At 53.0% G+C, this 16,093-nt stretch carries 14 protein-coding genes; 8 read left to right on the top strand and 6 right to left on the bottom strand.

The features are described from left to right. Positions 1 to 14: 14 nt before the first annotated feature. Together M2396_RS05825 and M2396_RS05820 are read right to left on the bottom strand one after the other, a co-directional pair. On the bottom strand, positions 15 to 962 hold the full coding sequence (locus M2396_RS05825; RefSeq protein WP_259073709.1) for a nuclear transport factor 2 family protein: 948 nt from the start codon (positions 960 to 962) through the stop codon (positions 15 to 17). Beyond that, positions 959 to 1,963, bottom strand: a complete 1,005-nt coding sequence (locus M2396_RS05820; protein WP_150784088.1) for an LLM class oxidoreductase — start codon at positions 1,961 to 1,963, stop codon at positions 959 to 961. The genes M2396_RS05825 and M2396_RS05820 overlap by 4 nt, the downstream gene beginning before the upstream one ends. 351 nt (positions 1,964 to 2,314) lie before the next feature. Between M2396_RS05820 and M2396_RS05815 the strand changes: the two genes are divergently transcribed. Continuing rightward, positions 2,315 to 2,851 carry a 2,4'-dihydroxyacetophenone dioxygenase family protein gene (locus M2396_RS05815; RefSeq protein WP_007913179.1) on the top strand — a complete coding sequence of 179 codons (537 nt, stop codon included), beginning with the start codon at positions 2,315 to 2,317 and terminating at the stop codon, positions 2,849 to 2,851. Positions 2,852 to 2,934: 83 nt separating this feature from the next. Continuing rightward, positions 2,935 to 3,846 carry a LysR family transcriptional regulator gene (locus M2396_RS05810; protein ID WP_181105996.1) on the top strand — a complete coding sequence of 304 codons (912 nt, stop codon included), beginning with the start codon at positions 2,935 to 2,937 and terminating at the stop codon, positions 3,844 to 3,846. A 60-nt stretch (positions 3,847 to 3,906) separates the two neighbouring features. Here the strand turns inward: M2396_RS05810 and M2396_RS05805 are convergent, their stop codons facing one another. Continuing rightward, entirely contained in the window at positions 3,907 to 4,683 is a 777-nt protein-coding gene (locus tag M2396_RS05805) for a DeoR/GlpR family DNA-binding transcription regulator (protein ID WP_259073704.1), read from the bottom strand. 370 nt (positions 4,684 to 5,053) lie between these two features. Here M2396_RS05805 and M2396_RS05800 point away from each other — a divergent pair, with 370 nt between their 5' ends. The 6 genes from M2396_RS05800 to M2396_RS05775 all read left to right on the top strand — a co-directional run bounded on the left by M2396_RS05800 (position 5,054) and on the right by M2396_RS05775 (position 12,993). Beyond that, entirely contained in the window at positions 5,054 to 6,442 is a 1,389-nt protein-coding gene (locus M2396_RS05800; protein ID WP_259073703.1) for an MFS transporter, read from the top strand. Between the two features lie 65 nt (positions 6,443 to 6,507). Next, on the top strand, positions 6,508 to 7,728 hold the full coding sequence (locus M2396_RS05795) for an alpha/beta fold hydrolase (RefSeq protein WP_181105993.1): 1,221 nt from the start codon (positions 6,508 to 6,510) through the stop codon (positions 7,726 to 7,728). Positions 7,729 to 8,050: 322 nt separating this feature from the next. Continuing rightward, positions 8,051 to 9,013 carry a 3-hydroxyacyl-CoA dehydrogenase gene (locus M2396_RS05790; RefSeq protein WP_259073700.1) on the top strand — a complete coding sequence of 321 codons (963 nt, stop codon included), beginning with the start codon at positions 8,051 to 8,053 and terminating at the stop codon, positions 9,011 to 9,013. Between the two features lie 50 nt (positions 9,014 to 9,063). Further along, entirely contained in the window at positions 9,064 to 9,990 is a 927-nt protein-coding gene (locus M2396_RS05785; protein ID WP_007913166.1) for a 3-keto-5-aminohexanoate cleavage protein, read from the top strand. Between the two features lie 109 nt (positions 9,991 to 10,099). Then, positions 10,100 to 11,470 carry an MFS transporter gene (locus M2396_RS05780; protein WP_259073692.1) on the top strand — a complete coding sequence of 457 codons (1,371 nt, stop codon included), beginning with the start codon at positions 10,100 to 10,102 and terminating at the stop codon, positions 11,468 to 11,470. Continuing rightward, positions 11,467 to 12,993: a UxaA family hydrolase gene (locus M2396_RS05775; protein WP_259073690.1), complete on the top strand. Its 1,527-nt coding sequence runs from the start codon at positions 11,467 to 11,469 to the stop codon at positions 12,991 to 12,993. The genes M2396_RS05780 and M2396_RS05775 overlap by 4 nt, the downstream gene beginning before the upstream one ends. Before the next feature lie 63 nt (positions 12,994 to 13,056). On the opposite strand, the gene M2396_RS05770 is transcribed toward M2396_RS05775, so the two are convergent. The 3 genes from M2396_RS05770 to M2396_RS05760 form a co-directional block, all read right to left on the bottom strand. After that, positions 13,057 to 13,749 carry a GntR family transcriptional regulator gene (locus M2396_RS05770; RefSeq protein ID WP_258197107.1) on the bottom strand — a complete coding sequence of 231 codons (693 nt, stop codon included), beginning with the start codon at positions 13,747 to 13,749 and terminating at the stop codon, positions 13,057 to 13,059. 198 nt (positions 13,750 to 13,947) lie between these two features. After that, a complete protein-coding gene (locus tag M2396_RS05765; RefSeq protein WP_259073687.1) occupies positions 13,948 to 14,736 on the bottom strand; it encodes an SDR family oxidoreductase in 789 nt (262 codons plus the stop codon). A 245-nt stretch (positions 14,737 to 14,981) separates the two neighbouring features. Then, a complete protein-coding gene (locus tag M2396_RS05760; RefSeq protein ID WP_259073686.1) occupies positions 14,982 to 16,061 on the bottom strand; it encodes an alkene reductase in 1,080 nt (359 codons plus the stop codon). Positions 16,062 to 16,093: the final 32 nt, after the last annotated feature.

The following is a 16,093-nucleotide window of genomic DNA, read 5'->3' as shown; positions in this document are numbered from 1 at the left end:
GTTCCAGGAAGGGACTAAGCTCTCGGTGCTTCATTGGCATTGAACCAGCCTGGGCGGTACTCGCTCCAGGTCAGTTGCCAGAATCCCTCATGCTTGCGACGAAGTCGCATCCGGTAATGCGCGCCATAGAGCGGCGTGCCATCTTGCGTGTGTGAGTTTCCAGGAATGACTCTGCCGACAATCATTTCCGCTACACCCTTTTCCTCGTCGGACTTGATCTCCAGCACGTCCGCGAAATGCTGCATCCACGGCCAGGGCCTGCGAAATTCTTTGAATGAGCCGATGATCGCGTGGCGCCCTTCAATAAGGCCCATCGGTTGGAAATCGCCAGCGGCGTCGTTGGTAAAGCAATGAGCAAGCAGCTGCATGTCAGCTTGATCCAGCGCCCATGAGTAACGAGCGTAGGTTTCAGCAATACACTCCTCGCTGGGTACCGAAGGCGTTGAGCTTGGGAAAGCAAGCCATGGCGCGTTCAGTTCGCTCACGATGGTCGGAGCGGGATCCCCAATCCTCCATCCGTCGTCACCTGGTGGAAGCTGCCAGTGAGTTGCAAGCGAGTAGTCCCCGGTTACCCAATTCAAGGCAATCAGCACGCTGTCGAGGTGCCAGGTGCCTGCTGTCTTTTTCAGGGAGCCCGTGACAGTCATTCCAAAGCCGAGCTTGGCCGACTTTGTGGCTTTGCTGATATGGCCATAGACGTAGAAACTGAAAGTCGCGTCGGTTTCTCCACCACCCACATAGTGATTGGTTGCCTTCACTGAAAAGCCATCAGCCTTGGCACGGTCTTGCTGGAAGGCTCTAACAATCTTACCTCCACCCTCATGAGCGGACATGTGGCTTGTTACCAGCTGGCAATTGTCAGTGAACATATCTCCAGCAGATTCCCAATAACCGCTCTCCCAGGCTTCCAGAAAGGTGGCTATAACGCCCTTAATGTCGGTGCGATCACTTGAGCCGGTCACTGGGTCACCTGCGAGACAGGTTGGCCTATGGGAAAGTGTGGCAGGACATACTCAGCCATCTCCTCCAGGACATCAGCGGCTGGTCGCTGCAGAGGTTTGATATTCAGTGCGACGTGTGAAACGCCTTCATCCTGTTGCCGTTTCCAGAGATCCACGAGAGCATTACGCCCGATCCTTATTCCGTTGTAGCCGCGTTCCAGCGGTGTGCTCGGATCCTTCGCCAGATCGAAAAACGTCGCGTAGCCGTATGGTTTTGCATTGCCGGTCTGACTGGCAGAACGGAACTCACGGATGAGGCCGGGCAAACGATTGAAGTCGCTCAGATGCCAAATCCAGGCATCGGCATTATTGGCTATCCACTCAAGGGTCTGACGGGCCCGGCCCACGACAATCATTGGGAGTCGAGGGCCAACTGGCTTGGGTACCATGTCTAGCAAGCCTTCCAGCTGGCCGAAAAGTTTGGTTGAGACGCTTGGGAAGCTGTTTTCAGTGACTGTCTTAATCAGCTCGAAGCCTTCCCGGTATCGTTCTTCTCTCGCTTCGAAATCAATCCCGAATGCGGGATATTCAATCGGGCGATCTCCGCTGGAGAGCCCTAACAAGAATCGTCCACCGGTGAGTTGGTCAACCGACACAGATTGTTTAGCAACGATCAACGGCTCGCGCAGTGGAAGAACGATTCCTGTCGTTCCCAAAGCAATTTTTTTAGTTACGGCTGCCAAATATCCAAGGTAGACGAAGGGGTCGATCATCTGCCCGGTGTCACCAAAGCTTGGATCGTAGAAGGGCACGTCCCTCATCCATAAACTTGCAAAACCAGCCTCATCCGCGATTCGAGCAAGGCGCTGATGATCCTGCAAAGTAGGGAACGGCGAATTTGGGTAGCCTTCCAGAGGCATGATGTATCCGAAGGTGAGGCCTTCGGGCTGGAACACTCGCGAATAGGCCGGGTGAGCTGCAAGCTCGGGACTGAGTTCAAGGGAAGGGCTGAGAGAAGTCATTGCTAAACCTCATTATTTCAAGCCGATTACTACTGTGTAAGCGGCTTTCAGATGAACAGGTCTGCATGGTAGTGAAGGTATTGGGGAAAATGTGTCCCCTCTAATGGGGCGCGTCCATTGCTAGCCGCTATCCACTCAATGAAAAATCTGCTGGGTCAATCGCTTGAACTCGGGCGCTGTAGGCGTCTTAGATGGGTCGCGGCCTTCAACGGGATGAGCCTTACGCGCTGTGACGAGTGGTCACAGATGGTGTGAATTTCTGAGTATTCTCCTGTGCGAGAGCATCACCTACTCTCACTCAGCGATTGAAAACCTGGCTCGCTCGCCAGTCACACGTTGAGAGAAATTATAATGAATACGCCCGTTAAACCTGATGAACTTGCCATTCCTTATGCTTTGCCGCAGGTGCCTTTCATGTCTCCAGACATGGTGCATCCAGGCGTTATGACCACTTGGCTCGAAGACGATAATCTCTGGGTGCCTGTCACCAAGTCAGTATCTTTCAAACCACTGCTGCTGAGCGTTAGCGGTGGGTACTACATCAACTTGCTCCGAGTGCGGCAGAGCGGGGTTTTGTCACGTCACCGTCACTCAGGTGCAGTGCATGCGATCGTGTTGAAGGGGCGTTGGTACTACCTCGAACACGATTGGGTTGCTGATGAAGGCTCCTTTGCATTCGAGCCGCCAGGGGAGACTCACACTCTGTTCGTCCCTGAAGATGTCGAAGAAATGATTACTTGGTTCCACGTTCAGGGTGGCTACACTTACGTCGACCCACAGGGTGTCGCGGTCGGCTATGAAGACGTTTTCACCAAGCTGGAAGCTGCCCGCAGCCATTACAAAAATTTGGGCTTGCCGGACGATTATATCGAGCAGTTCATTCGCTGATTTTGGTACAAAAAAGAACGCGCTACGGCGCGTTTTTTGTGTAGATAAACAGGTAGATTCAGTCGCGTAAGGAGCGTACCGAAATGGATCAATACTCCCAAATGCTAGCCTTCATCTGGTCAACAGAATGCGGAAGTTTTTCTGCTGCTGCCAGGGCGCATGAGATGACTCCGTCGGCCATCAGTAAATTGATAGCGCGGCTAGAGGATCGGCTTCGGGTTCGACTGTTCCAGAGGGGTTCCCGAGTCCTCACTCTGACGGAGGAGGGGGCTGCTTATCTGCGCAGTGCGAAAGCTGTGGTTGAGGCGATGAGTGAAGCTGACTCTCTGGCAGAAGGGCTTCCTTCAAGGGTCAGTGGCACGCTTCGCATCCACACGATGACCTCTTTTGCGAAGCAGCAGATCGTGCCTTGGTTGCCGGAATTCCTCGACACCTATCCCGGTCTTGATGTCGAGATTCAGTTAGGCGCTCAGTTCGTTGACCAGTTCGAGCAGGGATTGGACATAGCCATCCACAGCGGGATTCTTCCGAGCTCTTCCAGAATCGCAAAGAAGATAGGCGAATGTGAATGGTTGCTGTGTGCTTCACCTGACTACCTGGAAAAGTATGGAAAACCGCAGCAGCCACAAGATCTGATGAATCATCGATGCTTTAACTTCAGTTTTGCCAGCCCTTGGAACAAATGGGCCTTTATCCAGGACGGTCTGGGTGTGACGACCCCTGTAAAGCCCCGAGGATCGTTTACCCAAGGCGAACTGTTGAGGGACATGGCCAAATCAGGCGCGGGTATAGTCCGCCTCGCAGATTTCCACATCGGAAAAGACATTCAAGATGGCTCGCTGGTGCTTCTGCTTGACGAGTATAAAGCAGAGATCTTGGAGCCTATTTACCTCCTCTATTCAGACCGTAAGCATCTGAGTCCTCGAATCCGAGTGTTCATCGAGTTCTTTCAGGAAAAATGGATTAAGCATCCATGGAAGGTAGTAAGACCTTGAGCCTTTGGGCTTTTTACAGTCGGTCGGCACCGACGCTTATTGTGCTGGTAGCTGGCAATTTCAGCGCGCCATGACGACATTGGAAATCTGCGTAAGGAAAGGCTCCAGTCTTTCTCGTGGAGCATCATGTTCAACCACCAGGGCTGCGACCTCAGTACACTCCGCCACTTGATAATGCGCGACGCTAGAAAGCTTCTCATTGGTCGCCGCGACAATAAGCTGGCCGCTTGCCGCGATGACCGCGCGTTTGAAATCTGCGTCCTCTAATTCGAATGCTGTCACGCCATTATAAGGGTCGATGGCGCAGGCTCCGATAAAGCAGCAGTCAAAGTTAAATTGCTGTAATTGCTGGACAGATCTTAATCCGGTTACACCCCCTGTCATCGGATCTAGGAGCCCCCCCAACAGAATGACTTCGGCGCGTGGCAGTCTCATCAATTGCACTGCAATTAATGGCGAGTTGGTGGTAATGGTCAGTTGCAACTGTGGATCAATCGCACTGGCGATCGCCATATTTGTTGAGCCCGCATCAATGAACACATGTTGTCCTGAGGTCAAAAATGAGGCGGCGGTCTTACCCAGTCTATCCTTGCGAGATGAGTCCTGAAGTACCCTGATGTCCATTGGATCCTTCGATTCACGCATCAGGATTGCCCCGCCGTAGACGCGCTTACAAAGACCGGCAGCCGCTAAGACACTTAGGTCGCGTCGAATAGAGTGTTCGGATACACCAAACTCACTCGCCAGATCGGTTGCAATCACACGTCCATACCTTCCCAGTCGGTCTTGAATAAGTTGCTGGCGTTCTCCAGGAAACGTTTCAAGTGTCGAGGTCATGCTTGAAATCCTTCTAAATCGATCATGATCGAGCTAAACCGAGCATGAGTATGGTTGGTTTTGGTTGTGCCGTCAAACGAAGCTATGTCGGACGTAGGTGCCTTTTCCCTAAAGCATTTACTTCGTCACCTACACGCTCAAGGGCGATGGTGCTGCAACTGGTAGTCCCTTGGTTCTGTGCCACTGACCTGTTCCTGGCGGTCACAGCAGGTGTGCTTTGCCAGCTATATTCAGCCCTGAAATTGAGCCATAACCTCTGTCCACGGTGAGCAGTACGACAAGTGCTGGATCATCTCGGATGTTGAGGCTTATGTGTGCAAAACACCGATCCTCAGCCGGAGAATAAAAATAAATACCCGGAGATATCCCCATGGGATTTGCTCAAGACAAAATCGAAGCAATACCTGCGGTCAATCGTGTGCCCAAAGGAGCAGGTGCAGCCTCGTGGGGCGCGATGGCTCTTTTGTGGCTCGTGTATGCCATGGATGCCAACTCCCGCCAGATGTTCTTTATGGTATTGCCCTCCATCACCAGCGAGTTCAAGACAAGCGCTGAGCTGACTGGACTGCTTGCCGCGTTCATCACGATCGCAACATCTTTGATAGCCGTGCCTTGCATGATTTGGGCTGATAAAGGCGGTCAGGGATGGATGCGAAAATACCGGCACCTGCCAATCGTGATCGCTTACACGCTATTCACCTTTCTGACCGGCCTCAATTTCTTGACTGGCTCGCTTGGAGTGCTTGTCGCGCTGCAAGTGATGTCTCACGCATTTGGCGGTGCTGGCGAAGCCATCGAAGTCACCTCCTTGTCTGAGTGGTGGTCGAAGGAGCGCCGTGGTTTCGCTCTAGGACTTCATCACACCGGATACCCTTGGGGCACATTGATCGGTGGCTTGGCGATCAGTGCTCTACTCCACGCTTACGGCCCGGAAAATTGGCGCTTGGCATTCCTGCTGTTCCCTGTTCCGATGATCATCATCTTTTCGGTCTACTGGTGGTTCAGTACGAAGAAACGTTACGAGTCCTTTGTTGAACACGCTCGAGCCGTGGGTGAGACCCCTCCATCTATGGACGCGGTACAGGGTGTGGTTGAGGTGCCCAAAGGCGCGTTCAAGTCGGCAATGAAAAATCCGAACATCTCCGCTATCGCTCTTATCTCGATGTTCGCAATCGTAGGCTACTTCGGCATCAGCTTCTGGCTACCTCAGTACTTGGCTTTTGTTGCCCATTACAACTTCGCAGAGGCAGCTGCTTACTCGGTGCTCTTCACGATCACGGGTGGTATCGGCCAGATCGTTTGGGGATGGATTTCAGACCGTGCAGGCCGAAAACTTTGCCTAGTGCTTGTTTTCGCGTGGCTTGCGGTGGGCATGTACCTCTTCAAATACTCATCCGTCAGCCTGACTTGGCTTATCGCGATTCAGTTGTTTGCTGGATTCGCGATGAACGCGCCCTACACGTTGCTGTATGCCATTGCGTTTGACTCTGCGAAGCAAGGCACGACTGGCTTGGCGGGCTCAATAGTCAACGTCGGTATTTACGCCGGTGGCTTCGGGCCATTCGTGATCGGGATGTTCATCGGCGCAGGTGGTGGCTTTGAGCAGGCTGCGGGCTACAACTACGCGCTCTACTTTATCTCCGGCCTAATGGTACTGGCGGGCATCATCACCATTTTCTTCACCCGTGAAACTACCGGCTGGTTCCTTAAGTACGACAAGGCGCTGGTATCGAAGTCCTCTTGCAACATGGGTTTGTAACGAACCGATCGTACCTGCACTTACAAGAAAATCCCCTTGGGGATAGCTAAAGCTAGGAGAAAGTCATGACCCTTATTAATGATGCCAAATGGTTGAGCCAGTTCGCTGACGAGTTAAATGGTGATGCTGATTGGACTGCCGCTGCTCGCTATTTTGATGGGCGCATTCAATTCAAGCACAGCACAGGTTTCTCAACGCTTGCGGTTCTCGCCGGTAAAGTCGTTGCGGTTTACCCGGAAGGAAGCCCGTTGGGCGCTGACATCATCGTGTCTGGTGCTGATGATGAGTGGCAGCGCGTTCTTGACGGAAAGATCGACTGGTTTGAAGCGTTGTCCCCTGGATTGGGAAAGCTTGAGCTTGAGGGCAACGTGGTCGCTGCATGGCAGTACGTAGACGTGATGGCCCGCGCGTTCGACGCAATGAAGCGTGTAGGGAAAGCCAATAATAACCCACCAGTCTCGTACTCTCCCGGGCCTAAGCCGTCGGGGAAAGAGACGGTAGGACGGTACATTACTGTTGATGGGATTCGCGTTTACTACGAAGAATCAGGGGAGGGGCGTCCACTCGTTTGCTTCCACGCAGCATCACAAGATTCTCTGATGTACAGGCACGTACTGGACGGTCTCTCAGATGAGTTCCGCGTCATTGCAATTGACGCCCCTGGGCACAGCAAATCAGAGCTACCCGAGTCAGGCCCATTCCACAGTCTCACTCGCCATGCGGAGTTCAATGAGCACCTTATGGAGGCCTTGGGACTTGAGAGGCCCGCCATCATGGGATGCTCGATGGGTGGCAATCTGGTGCTGGAGTTGGGGGCACGGCGACCCGATGCATACAGCGCGATCATTTCAGCTGAAGGGGCAGATTTTACCCCGACGGTTTCCGAGTTCTTCCTCGATATGTTGCTCATGAATGGGCCAGAGATCATTGGTGCCTGGTCTCGTTCGATGACGGGCAATCGCACTCCACCAGATCGTGCGAGGGAGGTGGTGTGGCAGATCTCGCGCACCACGCCGCAGGTGATGAAAGGTGACCTGACAGGTTATGCGAACTTTGATCAACGGCAACAGGTTGGAAAGATCAAAGCGCCTGTTTTACTTCTGCGCGGTGACGCGGATTGGTTGGTGTACCAAGAGAAGGTTGAGGAAACAGCATCTCGCATTCCCGGCAGTAAGATCGCCGTGCTTGCAGGTACTGGCCACTATCCAATGACTGAAAACCCACTGGAGTTCTGTGACACGGTACGCGCGTTCCTTCGTGAAGCGGGTCACGCCCACGCCGACTGAACGATGTGATTGAGGAGCCCGCTCGGCAAGCGGGCTTTTCTGCATTTATTTAACGCGAAGATTCGATCCCGAAAAGCCTATTCAATTCCCCCACAACAAACCTGAAGCGCGTCGAGCCACTGGGGCTCATGCCGTCTGAAGGTGCTATATCGACCTTCAAATTGCCTGCATAGCCGATCGTCTGACAATCGGAAATATTTTCTTGTGATCTGTGATCACAGTGGATAGCATCTGTCTCAGAGCGAGCATCTGTGCGTCAGCTTTGATCTCCAGCCGCTCAAACGATTACTCCTAAACATAAATACAAAATTTGGAGAACATCATGCGAACTACAGCTTCATCTGCGACCGAGCGTGGCCCCATTGCAATCGTTGGCGCGGGCTTGATTGGGAGAGCTTGGGCGATTGTTTTTGCTCGGGCAGGACATCCGGTGCGTTTGCACGACATGGATCTGCAGACAATGCAGAACAGCCATGCCTACATCGAAGCGAGACTTAATGAGCTCGCAGAGTTCGATCTTCTTAATGACGCCCCCCTCACCGTAATGGCACGCATTGCTTGCGTTCCCGACTTGGCTGATGCGCTACGTGACGTGGTGCTCGTACAGGAAAATGTTCGGGAAACGGTAGAGGCGAAAATCGACATCTTCAGTCGAATGGATGCGTTGGCGCCCAAGGACGCGATTCTTGCCAGTTCAACTTCATGGTTACCGGCCTCCGAGTTCACTAAAGATCTACCAGGTCGGGGGCGCTGCGTAGTTGCACACCCTACCAACCCGCCTTACTTAGTTCCTCTTGTAGAGCTATGCCCTGCGCCGTGGACAGAATCTGAAGTGATGGTTCGAGCGCATGAGATCTACACCGCAGCTGGGCAGAGCCCTGTCGTTCTATCCCGAGAGATCCACGGCTTCTTGTTGAACCGAGTTCAAGCCGCAGTCCTCAATGAATGCTTCAAATTGCATGAGGAAGGCTTTGCTAGCTCAGAAGACATTGATCGGGTGCTTAAAGATGGGCTCGCCCTTCGCTGGTCATTTATGGGCCCCTTCGAAACTATCGATCTCAATGCCCCTGCCGGCGTATCTGACTATGCCAAACGCTACGGTCAGCAAAATCGCGAGACGATCAACTCCGAAAATGCTTTTGACTGGTCGGAATCAGCGGTTGTCCGAGTACACGACGAGCGTCGCCAAAAGCTTGAACTCGAAGGCATTGCATTGCGATCCGCATGGCGTGACAGACGCCTGATGGCGCTAGCTGCGCACAAGCGTCAAGCACCAAATTCCTGACGGCATCACTTCATCCTGAACACCTAAATAAAAGTAACCAGGAGATCACCATGGCTCGTAAAGTCATCATCACTTGCGCGGTCACCGGCGCAATTCATACACCTTCCATGTCCCGTTACCTGCCGGTAACACCAGGTCAAATTGCGGAAGCGGCGATTGGTGCTGCTGAGGCTGGCGCCTCGATTGTTCACCTACATGCCCGTAATCCAATAGATGGCAGCCCCTCTCAGGATCCGGAACTGTTTAAGCAGTTTCTGCCCGCTATCAAAGAGGCTAGCGATGTGGTGATCAACCTGACTACAGGTGGCGCACCGACAATGTCGCTTGAAGATCGACTTCGTCCAGCACATCAGTTCAAACCGGAAGTGGCCTCACTGAACATGGGCACGATGAACATGGGTCTTTACCCAATGCTCAATCGGTTTAAGGAGTTCAAACACGCTTGGGAGGAACCATATCTCGCCGGCAGCCATGACCGCATTTTCAAAAACACATTTACCGACATAGCCCACATCCTCGAGTCATGCAGTGAGAACGGTACCCGTTTTGAAATCGAATGCTACGACATTGGGCATCTCTACACCGCAGCACATTTCATTGATCGTGGCCTCATCAAACCCCCGTTTTTGATCCAATCGGTTTTCGGCATTTTGGGCGGTATCGGCGGGCACCCCGAGGACGTCCTGCATATGCGGCGCACAGCTGATCGTCTCTTCGGAGATGACTATCAGTGGTCGGTGCTTCCTGCAGGAAAGCAGCAGATGAGCATTGGTGCTCAATCAGCCACGCTTGGAGGACATGTGCGTGTAGGTCTTGAAGACTCGCTTTGGGACGGGCCGGGCCAATTGGCAAAAAGCAACGCGGATCAAGTCTCGCGTATGCGCAAAATTCTCGAAGGGCTTTCACTTGAAGTGGCGACACCTGCTGACGCGAGGGAAATCCTGAAGCTCAAAGGTGGCGATAACGTCAATTTCTAAACGCGGGTATTCATCCCCGTAAAGCCTATCTAGAGGATATTTTGATAACTAAAGGCCGCAGCACAACACTCGCGCCTTTGCAACTTATCCTCATGAGGAGAAATGAACCATGTTAGCTACGACCCATACAAAAATACAAAAGGGACAGTCGCTGAACGCTTTAATGTTTCGCAAACTAATGCCGATGTTAATCTTTGCTTACGTTATAAGCTTTCTAGACAGAACTAACATTTCACTTGCCAAAACACACATGGCAGTAGACTTGGGTATTTCCGCTGCCGCCTACGGTTTTGGTGCAGGGCTCTTCTTCCTTACCTATGCACTCATGGAGGTACCCAGTAACCTGATCATGCACCGGGTAGGTGCCCGACTCTGGATCACCAGGATCATGATCACCTGGGGGTTGTTGTCTGCCGGTATGGCCTTCATCACCGATGAGACTACGTTTTACATTGCCCGCGCGCTACTGGGCGCAGCTGAAGCCGGATTATTCCCAGGTGTAATGCTCTATTTAACTTATTGGTTTGGTCGTGAGCAAAGGGCACGAGCCAGTGGCTATTTTCTAATCGGGGTCTGTCTCGCGAACATCATCAGCGGGCCGGTTGGCGGGCTGCTGTTAGAGATGGATGGAATCTGGGGTTGGCACGGCTGGCAGTGGCTGTTCTTCTTGGAGGGAATTCCAGCTGTTCTATTCTCCGTCGTGATTTGGCGAAAGCTTCCGGACGGCCCATCTACGGCAAGTTGGTTATCAAAGGAACAAGTCACTGAAGTAGAGCAAGTTCTGAAGAAAGAGCATGATGAAGAAATCGCCTCCGGCAATGTTGGTCATTCTTTTAAGGGCGTTCTTAAAATCCCTCAGATCTGGCTTGCTATCGCGGTGTACTTCCTCCACCAAGTTAGTGTGTATTCGGTGATTTTCTTCTTGCCGGGCATCATTGGCACGTATGGAGGTTTGTCATCGTTACAAATAGGGTTGTTAAACTCAATCCCATGGATAGCAGCAGCACTCGGGGCAGCGTTTCTTCCAAAGTATGCAACTACTCCGAAAATTTCACGCAAAATAATGTTCGGTGGGCTGCTCCTGATGTCGGCCGGATTGACCCTCGCGGCCTTTACCACTCCACTGATAGCACTAATAGGATTCACTCTTACGGCATCGATGTTTTTCGTTGTTCAGCCTGTGATATTCCTCTTTGCCAGTTCAAGGCTAGCGGGAGCAGGTATGGCGGCGGGTCTGGCGTTAGTGAATACCTTTGGTATTACTGGTGGTTTCTTCGGCCCCTCACTTCTGGGCTTCGTTGAACAAACTACTGGAAGCACGAAGAATGGGCTCATTATTGTAGCGGCTCTTTTAACGCTCGCGGCATTCCTGAGTCTGAAACTACGTCAGGCACAAGAAACGATTACTAGAAAAACGCGGGACAACATTGTATTGCCCCAGGCTGCGCCGTGTATTACTGATAATGCGAGGACAAAATGAAGAGTACATCCTTGGCACTTAAACTACATTCCGACGATAATGTTGCAATCGCACGGGCTTCGATACCTCAAGGAACCGTGGTTGCGGAGTTCGGTAATATCGTGGTGCTCGCCGATGTGCCCGCAGCGCACAAAATCGCCCTTGCACACGTAAATCCAGGTGATCCTGTTCTGCGTTATGGCCAGATCATTGGCTTTGCTACTAAACCCATTGAGCCAGGCGATTACGTGCATACGCACAATCTGGAGATGGCGACGTTCGAGCGAGACTACGCGTTCGGCGAGGATGCCAAAGTCGCGTCGCCTGCAGCCTCTCCTGTGATATTCCAAGGTTTCGTCCGCGCTGACGGGCGAGTAGCGACTCGAAACTACATTGGTGTAGTGAGCACTGTGAACTGCTCCTCCACTGTTACCAAAATGGTGGTTGAACACTTCTCGCGAAACGGTGTGCTGGATGCTTACCCAAACGTGGACGGTGTGGTGCCGATCACCCACAGCTTCGGTTGCTGCATAGAGCACAATGGCGAGGGAGTGAACCAACTGCGGCGCACGCTAGGCGGGTTCATCAAGCACGCCAACTTCGCTGGCGTGGTTGTGATCGGCCTTGGCTGTGAAGCCAATCAGATGGGCGCGCTGTTCATGGCCCAGGGCATCGAGACCGGCAAGCTTATCGCTCCCGTGGTCATCCAAGACGTTGGCGGAACCCGCAACGCAGCGGATGCCGCCATTGCCGCCGTGGAATCGATGCTGCCGGTTGCCAACGAGTGCCGACGCGAGCCGGTCTCGGCGCGGCACCTGACCGTGGCGCTCCAGTGCGGCGGTTCAGACGGATACTCAGGCATCACGGCCAACCCCGCCCTCGGCGTGGCTGTCGATATGCTCGTAGCGCAAGGTGGAACGGCCATCCTTAGCGAAACGCCGGAGATCTACGGCGCTGAACACCTGCTGACTCGTCGCGCTGCAACGCGTGAGGTCGGCCAGGGTATTGTCGACCTTATCAAATGGTGGGAAAGCTACGCAGACCGCGAAAAAGGCAGCATCGATAACAACCCCACACCTGGCAACAAGGCTGGCGGCCTGACGACCATTCTTGAAAAGTCTTTAGGTGCAGTTGCCAAAAGCGGCTCCTCCGCACTCATGGGAGTGTACCGTTACGCCGAGCCAATCACGGCCCGAGGCTTGGTGTTTATGGATGCACCTGGCTACGACCCGATGGGAGCCACTGGCCAAATCGCCAGCGGCGCAAACCTCGTTGCGTTCACCACCGGACGCGGCTCGTGCTTCGGCGCCAAACCTGCTCCTTCGATCAAGCTTGCGACAAATACCAAAATGTACACTCGCATGAAGGATGATATGGACATCAACTGCGGGGATGTCATGGATGGCGATGCCACCCTTGAGTCGAAGGGTAAAGAGATTTTCGACATGCTCATACGCGTGGCTTCTGGGGAAAAATCTAGAAGCGAGGCGCTGGGCGTCGGCAACGAAGAAACAGTACCTTGGATGATCGGCGCTCAAATGTAATCAGCGAGCAAAAAAGAGGCGCCTTGATACCAGGGCGCCTCTTTTTAAAACATGTCGTTGAAGTTAATCAGCTTCGACAGGCTTGTGCGCATCGGCAACGATCAGCGCCCCTGTATTCAGGATAAACTCGGCAGCACTTTTGATGTCATCTTGCAGCGACTCACAGGCGGCAACGGGATCACCCTTCTTTAACGCATCAACCATAGCTGCGTGATGACTGGCTTGAACTCGCTGAACCACACGCTCCGTGCCTGATCGCAGGTCATAGTTGATGATAGGCCCTATTCTCAGCCACAGGGACTCAACTATCTGAAGCAGAATGGGCATGTCCGCCTGATTGTAAATTGCGAAATGCAGTTCTTTGTTCAGCGTAATCAGCCGTGACTCATCGGGAACACCTTTTGCAAACTCTGCGCAAAATGCCTCATGGATCTTTTCTATCTCATCCAGCGCCTGCGAATCTACAAGCTTCGCAGCTCGAGCCGCAGCTTGCCCCTCCAGATTCAACCGGATACTGGTGATTTCCCGGAATTGACTGACTGTCAGTACCGGAACGCGAATATATCGATTAGCCGCCATTTCAAGCGCTTGCTCAGCGACCAACCTGTGAACAGCCTCTCGCACTGGCATGACGCTAACACCAAGGGCGTCCGCTATAGATCTGAGCGAGAGCTTTTCCCCAGGCATAACGCGTCCGCTTATCAGCAGATCACGCAGCTGGGCATAAACGTCCGCACTGAGGGTCTGGCGGATCATGGGCGTTACGAGTGTGGATAGGTTCATGGCGAGAATTATAGGCAGGTTCGATCAGCCAGCATAGGAAAATCAGACAACTGTGATCACGGATGTGCCGGTATAGAAAGTGACGAGATTCGGGAGAAACGAGCTCTCTAGCACACGCACAATTAGCGTCTCGCTACCAAGGTCGGTGGCGAGACGTGTAGGTCTCTCTAATCAAAGATACTCGACATTACCGTCGATGCTGATCGCTTGTCCTGTCACATTGTTAGCGGCAGGAGAGCATAGAAATAAAGCCATTGCTGCCACGTCTTCGGGTGGAGTCATCCGGCGCAATGAGATTTTCTTCAATGTTTGTCGGCGCATCTCCGGTTCTGAAATGCCTAATTGTTTGGCGCGATCACTGATGACGCGATCCTGGCGCGGGCCCTCGACGATGCCTGGCAGCAGTGCGTTGACTCGAATGTCTTTTTCGCCCAACTCGGCTGCCAATGACTTCATAAGACCAACGATGGCCCACTTGGTCGCGGCGTATGGAGTCCGCCAAGCGTAGCCTAAGCGCCCCGCGACCGATGAAATATGAATGATGTGTGCGTGTTCTGACTTCGTTAGGAGGGGGACAGCATGATGAGCGAAGCGATACTGCGCATTGAGATTGATGTCTATTGTCTGTTCCCATTCTGCATCGCTAATTTTGTCGATTCCGCCGGTCGGCCCTGCTATGCCTGCATTGTTGATAAGTACATCCAGCCCATCCACCCAATCCTGTTGTATCTCGAAGACTCGCTTAATTTGAGCAGAGTCGGAGACGTCAGCTAATGTGGCCAAAGCCTCTGGATAGCGCTCACGAAATTTTGCGATCGCCTGCTCACTTACATCGCATACATGGACTCTTGCCCCAATTTCGAGATATGCAGCCGCGATCGATTCGCCAATGCCTGCTGCCCCACCGGGAATCAAAACTCTCAATCCGGTATAGGGTGTCAGCCGCTTCATCACGTTCATAGCTAATGCGTCCTGTCTTATTTTTGTTCATGAGTTCTTTCGTGGCTACGGAGTGCGTAGACAAGAAAACCTCATTAAGTGATATGTGATCACAGTTTGTTTGTCAAGACAGGCTTGCCGCAGATTTGCAGGTGATTACCGGAGAGGGCGCAGACTCCTACTCCGGCTCAGCATTGCTACCTGCCGGCCCGATTGATCTGCGAGAGGCAGCTGGCAGCGACTGCGCTTCCCGCAGCACTTCATCGTTATCGAATCTGGGCCATGGTCGGGTAATCCGTATAACCTCGCTCCTCACCCTGATAGAAGGTGGTCGGGTCTGCGTCATTCAATGCGACACCCTGTTCGAATCGCTCTACCAGATCCGGGTTGGCTAGGAACGCAGTGCCAAAGGACACCAGATCAGCATTTCCTTCTCTGAGCGACGTTTCTGCGCGTTCCGCGTCATAGCCGCCATTGGCGATGTAGGTGCCTGCGAAACGACGCTTTAGTTCTCTGAAGTCGAATGAACCCGCACCGACTTCTACTACGTGAATGTAGGCTAGCCCGTAGCGACTGAGCATTTTTGCTGCATAGTTGAATGTCGCTTGGGGATCGCAGTCGCTCATGGAGAAGTAATTAAAAATCGGCGACAGGCGAACGCCCACGCGGCTAGCACCGAATACTTCGATGACCGACTCCACAACCTCCTTAAGAAACCGAGCGCGATTTTCTGCAGAGCCGCCGTATGAATCGGTTCGGGTGTTGGTGCCATCGCGCAGGAACTGATCGATCAAGTAACCGTTCGCACCATGTATTTCCACACCGTCAAAACCTGCACGCTTCGCGTTTTCAGCACCTTGGCGAAAATCCGCGATCACGCCAGGAATTTCATGCAGACTCAGAGCCCGTGGTGATTCGTAAGGCTTCAATCCTTCAGGCGTGTAGATCTCGCCATCAGCCTTGATCGCTGAGGGGGCTACCGGCAGCTGATTATCGATCTGTACTAGAGAGTGTGACAGGCGCCCAACGTGCCAGAGCTGGAGAAATATCCGTCCGCCTTCTGCATGCACGGCGTCGGTCACGTGTTTCCAGCCGGCGATTTGCTCGTTGGTGAAAATGCCCGGTGTTCTCATATAGCCTTTGCCTTGAGCCGAGACCTGAGAACCCTCAGTAATGATGAGGCCGGCGCTTGCACGTTGACGGTAATACTCGACCACTGTGGAAGTTGGAACATCGCCTTGGCCCGCCCGGCTTCGCGTCAGCGGCGCCATCACCATGTGATTTTTCAGGGGGAGGTTGGCGATTCGGGTGGGGGACAAAAGAAGGTTGAGATTGCTCGCTGTCATGACGTGCCTCAGTATGATTTGGGGTGTTGGAA

The sequence above is a fragment of the Pseudomonas sp. BIGb0278 genome (assembly GCF_024809895.1).
In the GTDB taxonomy this organism is placed as follows: domain Bacteria; phylum Pseudomonadota; class Gammaproteobacteria; order Pseudomonadales; family Pseudomonadaceae; genus Aquipseudomonas; species Aquipseudomonas shirazensis.
The sequence above is the reverse complement of the archived record's forward strand: the minus strand, read 5'-3'. Positions and strand labels throughout refer to the sequence as shown.

Coding starts and splice junctions, on each gene's coding strand:
- M2396_RS05820 (WP_150784088.1), bottom strand. CDS start 1,963: ATGACTTCTCTCAGCCCTTCCCTTGAACTCAGTCCCGAGCTTGCAGCT.
- M2396_RS05815 (WP_007913179.1), top strand. CDS start 2,315: ATGAATACGCCCGTTAAACCTGATGAACTTGCCATTCCTTATGCTTTG.
- M2396_RS05810 (WP_181105996.1), top strand. CDS start 2,935: ATGGATCAATACTCCCAAATGCTAGCCTTCATCTGGTCAACAGAATGC.
- M2396_RS05805 (WP_259073704.1), bottom strand. CDS start 4,683: ATGACCTCGACACTTGAAACGTTTCCTGGAGAACGCCAGCAACTTATT.
- M2396_RS05800 (WP_259073703.1), top strand. CDS start 5,054: ATGGGATTTGCTCAAGACAAAATCGAAGCAATACCTGCGGTCAATCGT.
- M2396_RS05795 (WP_181105993.1), top strand. CDS start 6,508: ATGACCCTTATTAATGATGCCAAATGGTTGAGCCAGTTCGCTGACGAG.
- M2396_RS05790 (WP_259073700.1), top strand. CDS start 8,051: ATGCGAACTACAGCTTCATCTGCGACCGAGCGTGGCCCCATTGCAATC.
- M2396_RS05785 (WP_007913166.1), top strand. CDS start 9,064: ATGGCTCGTAAAGTCATCATCACTTGCGCGGTCACCGGCGCAATTCAT.
- M2396_RS05780 (WP_259073692.1), top strand. CDS start 10,100: ATGTTAGCTACGACCCATACAAAAATACAAAAGGGACAGTCGCTGAAC.
- M2396_RS05775 (WP_259073690.1), top strand. CDS start 11,467: ATGAAGAGTACATCCTTGGCACTTAAACTACATTCCGACGATAATGTT.
- M2396_RS05770 (WP_258197107.1), bottom strand. CDS start 13,749: ATGATCCGCCAGACCCTCAGTGCGGACGTTTATGCCCAGCTGCGTGAT.
- M2396_RS05765 (WP_259073687.1), bottom strand. CDS start 14,736: ATGAACGTGATGAAGCGGCTGACACCCTATACCGGATTGAGAGTTTTG.
- M2396_RS05760 (WP_259073686.1), bottom strand. CDS start 16,061: ATGACAGCGAGCAATCTCAACCTTCTTTTGTCCCCCACCCGAATCGCC.